The sequence below is a fragment of the Vibrio sp. 10N.286.46.A8 genome (genome assembly GCF_041470165.1).
In the GTDB taxonomy this organism is placed as follows: domain Bacteria; phylum Pseudomonadota; class Gammaproteobacteria; order Enterobacterales; family Vibrionaceae; genus Vibrio; species Vibrio tasmaniensis_A.
Genome location: NZ_JBFRLX010000256.1, coordinates 1 through 5,075 on the forward strand (window position 1 = coordinate 1; position 5,075 = coordinate 5,075).

Genomic DNA, 5,075 nt, shown 5'->3' on the forward strand with positions numbered 1-5,075 from the left:
AACACTACGTTCGCTGCACCAGCTCCAGTATCCGATCTCAATAGCACCGCAACAAATTCATCATCTTCCTCTCGATCAGCATCTAACGAATCAGATATTGAGCGTTTAGAGCGCTTGCTTCAAAATCGTAATCTCGTTCAGCTTCAAATGCAGCAGCAAATCGACGATATGTCACTGGAGATCAGTGAACTTCGTGGTGAGTTGGAGCGAAACAGCTACGATATGAAACAAATGCTCGAGCGCCAACGTGAATTGTTCATTGAACTGGATCGTGTGAGAGGCGAGGTGAAAGCAGCAGGAACAGCAACGGTAGCAGTCGCAGCGAGCGAAGGCTCTAAGGATGCTTCTGGTACGTTCAGTACTGATGTTGATGAGCAAACAGCTTATCAGAATGCTGTAGATATGATTCTAAAGCAGCGAGACTACACGGGTGCTATCGCAGCATTCCAAAAGTTTCAAAAAGATTTCCCAGATTCGACCTTCACGCCTAACACCCATTATTGGTTAGGTCAGCTTTATTTCGCTAAAAAGCAAGATAAGGAAGCTGTGAAGAGCTTTGCTGCTGTTGTGTCATACAAAGACTCCAACAAGCGCTCTGATGCTCTGGTTAAGCTTGGTGACATAGCTACGCGTAACAACAACGCGACGCAAGCTAAGAAATATTACCAGCAAGTTGTAACCGAGTATCCAAACAGTGCTTCGGCTAAAGTGGCTAAAACCCATTTGTAAACAAAATAGGGGTGCTCAGGTACCTCTTTTTTATATCTGATCACTTTCTTTTTGTGTCTACTTCTCTTCTTTGTAATGCCAACGCATCGCTTTGTTTATGCGTTTTAAGCATTAGTTAGTCATCGCTTGAAACCAATCCTTTTTGATCCCAATCGCTGTCCTGTGTAGAATACTCTAATTCTCGGAAGAAGTTGCGTAGAGCAAGAGCAATGAGTCATATACTAGATAAAATCGATACAGTTTACCCGTTTCCGCCTAAGCCAGTTCCACTGAGCGACGCTCAGAAGCAGGCCCACATCGCAAACATCAAAACACTACTTCAAGAAAAAGATGCAGTTCTAATTGCACACTACTACACAGATCCTGAAATTCAGGCCCTGGCTGAAGCAACTGGTGGTTTTGTTGGCGATTCATTAGAAATGGCTAAGTTTGGTAACCGCCATTCTGCAAGCACTTTGATCATCGCTGGCGTTCGTTTTATGGGGGAGTCAGCAAAGATTCTTACACCTGAAAAACGCATTCTAATGCCAACACTAGAAGCTGAATGTTCTCTTGATCTTGGCTGTCCTGCAGACAAATTTACAGAATTTTGTGATGCTCACCCTGACCATACAGTGGTTGTATACGCGAATACCTCTGCGGCTGTTAAGGCTCGTGCAGACTGGGTAGTTACGTCGAGCATCGCTTTAGAAATCGTTGAAAGCCTAGACGCTGAAGGCAAACCCATTATTTGGGGCCCAGACCGTCACCTAGGTTCTTACATCGCAAATCAAACTGGCGCTGACATGTTGCTTTGGCAAGGTGAGTGTATTGTTCATGACGAGTTCTCAGCTGATGCTTTGAAGAAAATGAAATCAGTATACCCAGAAGCGGCTATTTTGGTTCACCCAGAATCACCAGCAAGCGTGGTTGAACTGGCTGATGCTGTTGGTTCAACAAGTCAATTGATCAAGAAAGCAAAAGAGCTGCCTCATCCACAGATGATTGTCGCGACAGACAAAGGTATCTTCTTCAAAATGCAGCAACTGGTTCCTGAAAAAGAGCTGATTGAAGCGCCGACAGCAGGTGCCGGTGCAACTTGTCGAAGCTGCGCGCACTGTCCTTGGATGGCAATGAACGGCCTTGAAGCGATTGAAAATGCGCTTGAGAATGGTGGCGAGCAACACGAGATCTTCGTTTCTGACGAACTGCGCGTGAAGTCCCTTATCCCATTGAACCGCATGCTAGATTTTGCTGAGCAATTAAATGTGCAGGTAAAAGGTAACGCTTAATCTAATGACGTGAGGTTATAAATAATCCAATATTTATAACTCTGCAGTCTTTATAATGTGGTGCATTTGTCATCATTAAAAAAACCAGCCGCAGTGCTGGTTTTTTGTATCTGAATATTCGCCTTAGTCTAGTCTCATTAGCTGCTGCAATTTACACTAGGTATGACCACTATTAGCAATACCTATAATAGTAAACAATGGGTCAGCCTAGTTTGTTAAATCACTTGATAACATCGTTAGAAATCTTGATTGTAGAATAACGACTTATCGAAGTTTCTTGTCGAAAAGAGCTGCCTTGTTCTCAAGCCCTTTTCCTGAGCGATTTATGTTCACTTACTTACTGTGACTGACATTAATTTTTCTACGCTATTTCCGTATCAGTGTGTTCAAATTGAGAATTGAATTTAGATTGATTCATGAGTACGAACAGAAATAGTCCGGCCATCAGCGAAGCGGCGACCCAATATGGGAGGCTTTGGTTGTATTGATAAAGTATCGTTGCAGTGATTGGCCCCACAATGGAAGATAGCCCTTGGATGGCAGAAATTGTACCTGCAGCTGCACCTTGTTCGTTCATATCTACTGAGTTGGCGGTGATAGCTTGTATCGCCGGAAACAAGAGTCCCAACCCTATTGCCATAAATATATAGCCTGTAATAAGAAGCGTAGCTGAGTGTGCTACTGACACAATACCGAGGCCAGCACATGCCATTATTGGACCCATCATGAAACTCTTTAGTAATACGTTGTTTTTCATTTTGGCTAAGAAAGCTTGTGTGATGCCTAACGTGATTCCAGTGATGGTCAAAACGATACCAGACAGCTGAGCTGCTTGTTCCGATGTATCTCGGATGCGGTCGAGTATTAAAAATCCAATGATGATCTGGGCTGTTATAACAGCAAACATACAAGCGAACATAGCGAGTGCCGGGAAGCGAAGTCGTTGGTCAAAAAAGCTTAGAGTATTCTCGGAAGGCTCGTGGATTATGGTTGTTTCTGGTAAGCGGATCTTGATAGTAACCCAGGCGATGAATGGGAATACTGACAATACGTACAACGGCAGTGTCAGAGAGTATTGAGATAACATTCCACCTAAAGCTGGCCCTGCAACTAGCCCTATTGCACTTGCTGCCCCAATACTTGCCATGGCACTTTGTCGCTCTTTGGGCGAGGTAATATCTGCCACTAACGCAGTGCTAATAGGCGTAATAGCCGCTAAAAACAGGCCGACGAATGTGCGAGCAACGATCATTCCTATGAGTATGATGAGTGAGTGAAAGGTTGTTTTCAGGGATAGATCTAGCCATATCGTCATGAGGATAAAAGAGCACGCATAGCCTAAAGTAGCGACTAGCAATACGGGTTTTCGTCCCTTCTTGTCACTGGTCTCCCCCCATTTTTTTGCGCTAAGAAGCCAAGCTATTCCCGACATAGCGACCACCAAGCCACCATGCCATTCCATTAAACCAACTTCGCGAATAATCGGACCGATCACTGGAATGATCGACATCATCGCTGTCATACAGACAGCGTTTAATACAAATAACTGTTTAATAGTACTCATAAAGTGGCTTTTTTAGTTTGGCTACAATGTACGGAGCATCAAATATACAACCGATATAATGCCAATAAAAGCATTAATGGAAAAGATTATCATTATCAGTTAAATTAATTGAAAGAGTTCGAAGTGGAAGAAAAATGATAAATACAAGTAGTTATATAAACGTCAATGGCTCAACTATATATTACGAGATATCGGGTAATCTTACTGGTGAACCGCTGTTGATGCTTCATGGTGGACTTGGGTCAATCCATGAATTAGAGCCGTTACGCAAGTATTTATTCGACAATTATCAATTAATAAGTCTCGATTTGCGTGGACATGGTAAGTCGGAGCTAGGGGGGGGACGACTTAGTTACAGCCAGTATCAGCAAGATGCTCATTCCGTACTCGACGCTTTAGGAATTAAGCAATATTCGATATTTGGTTTCAGTGATGGCGGCATTGTAGGCTACCGCTTAGCCGCTCAAGAACCAAATAGGGTTTCTTGCTTGGTGACACTCGGTTCACAATGGCAGGTGAATATTGATGATCCATCTATGAAGCTATTATCCAGTTTAACTCCGGATTTTTGGCGCAACAGGTTCTCTGACGACGTTGCTTTGTACGAGGCAACTAACCCAGAACCAGATTTTCCTAAGCTGGTTGATGCAGTTAAAGAGGCTTGGTTTGATAAAACGGCGTCGGGTTATCCTTGTGGTTTAGTTGAACAGATTCTTTGTCCAACATTGATTATGAGAGGGGATAACGATTTTATATTTTCTCTTGATGAGGCAGTGGCTTTAAAAGGCAAAATTTCTGGCAGCTGTTTTGCCAACATTCCGCAGACAGCACATGCGTCACATCAAGAAGCACCTGATATTGTAGGTTCAATGATCAAGCGCTTTCTGTCGCAACATGGCAACAATAAGTAGAACGTACTTTGTTATTGATGCAGGTGCGTGCGGCTTACGAATAACTTAATCAATGGGTAAAATGAATAATGACTCGCCAAGATTGGTATCCACTGACTAATGCGCAGGAAGCGTATTGGGACGAATTCGTTCAACATCCAGATAGGCCTTTATCGACAGTAGCCCATTGTTTGGAAATTTCAGGCTCTATCGATCTCGAAAAATTAGCTGATGCCATTAATCAGACTGTTTCAGAAGCGGAAGCTTTGCTTCTTAGATTTCGACGATTGGAAGATCAGCATTATCCAGTTCAAATGGTTTGTTTTGACGCAAAACCCACAGTGGAGGTCATCGATCTACGCGGAGAAGAAAGCGCGCAAGAACAAGTAAATGCATATTTGCGCTCTGATGTCGAGACGGCCATTGATTTGGAAAAGGATGTGATTACAAAAGTACAGCTCTATGTTGTTGGAGCACAGCAAGTACTTTGGTATCTGAGAACTCATCATATTGCGGTCGATGGTTACAGTATGAGTCTAATTGAGCAGCGTTGTTCGGAGCTTTATCTGTGTTTAATGAATAACACCGAGCCTACACACCGCTTTAAGACGTTCGAGGTTT

Annotated in this window: 5 protein-coding genes; 4 read left to right on the top strand and 1 reads right to left on the bottom strand. The window is 43.3% G+C overall.

Annotated elements, in window-relative coordinates:
- Both ybgF and nadA read left to right on the top strand, forming a co-directional pair.
- On the top strand, nt 1–729 hold a 729-nt coding region (ybgF, locus tag AB4232_RS20730; protein WP_372087910.1), incomplete at its 5' end, for a tol-pal system protein YbgF.
- 209 nt (nt 730–938) lie between these two features.
- Entirely contained in the window at nt 939–2,000 is a 1,062-nt protein-coding gene (gene nadA / locus AB4232_RS20735; RefSeq protein ID WP_009846384.1) for a quinolinate synthase NadA, read from the top strand.
- Between the two features lie 361 nt (nt 2,001–2,361).
- On the opposite strand, the gene AB4232_RS20740 is transcribed toward nadA, so the two are convergent.
- Nucleotides 2,362–3,564, bottom strand: a complete 1,203-nt coding sequence (locus AB4232_RS20740) for an MFS transporter (protein WP_017097727.1) — start codon at nt 3,562–3,564, stop codon at nt 2,362–2,364.
- A 134-nt stretch (nt 3,565–3,698) separates the two neighbouring features.
- Here AB4232_RS20740 and AB4232_RS20745 point away from each other — a divergent pair, with 134 nt between their 5' ends.
- Entirely contained in the window at nt 3,699–4,475 is a 777-nt protein-coding gene (locus AB4232_RS20745) for an alpha/beta fold hydrolase (protein ID WP_372087911.1), read from the top strand.
- A gap of 68 nt (nt 4,476–4,543) precedes the next feature.
- Nucleotides 4,544–5,075, top strand: a 532-nt coding sequence (locus AB4232_RS20750) for a condensation domain-containing protein (RefSeq protein ID WP_372087912.1), incomplete at its 3' end; no start/stop codon positions are given.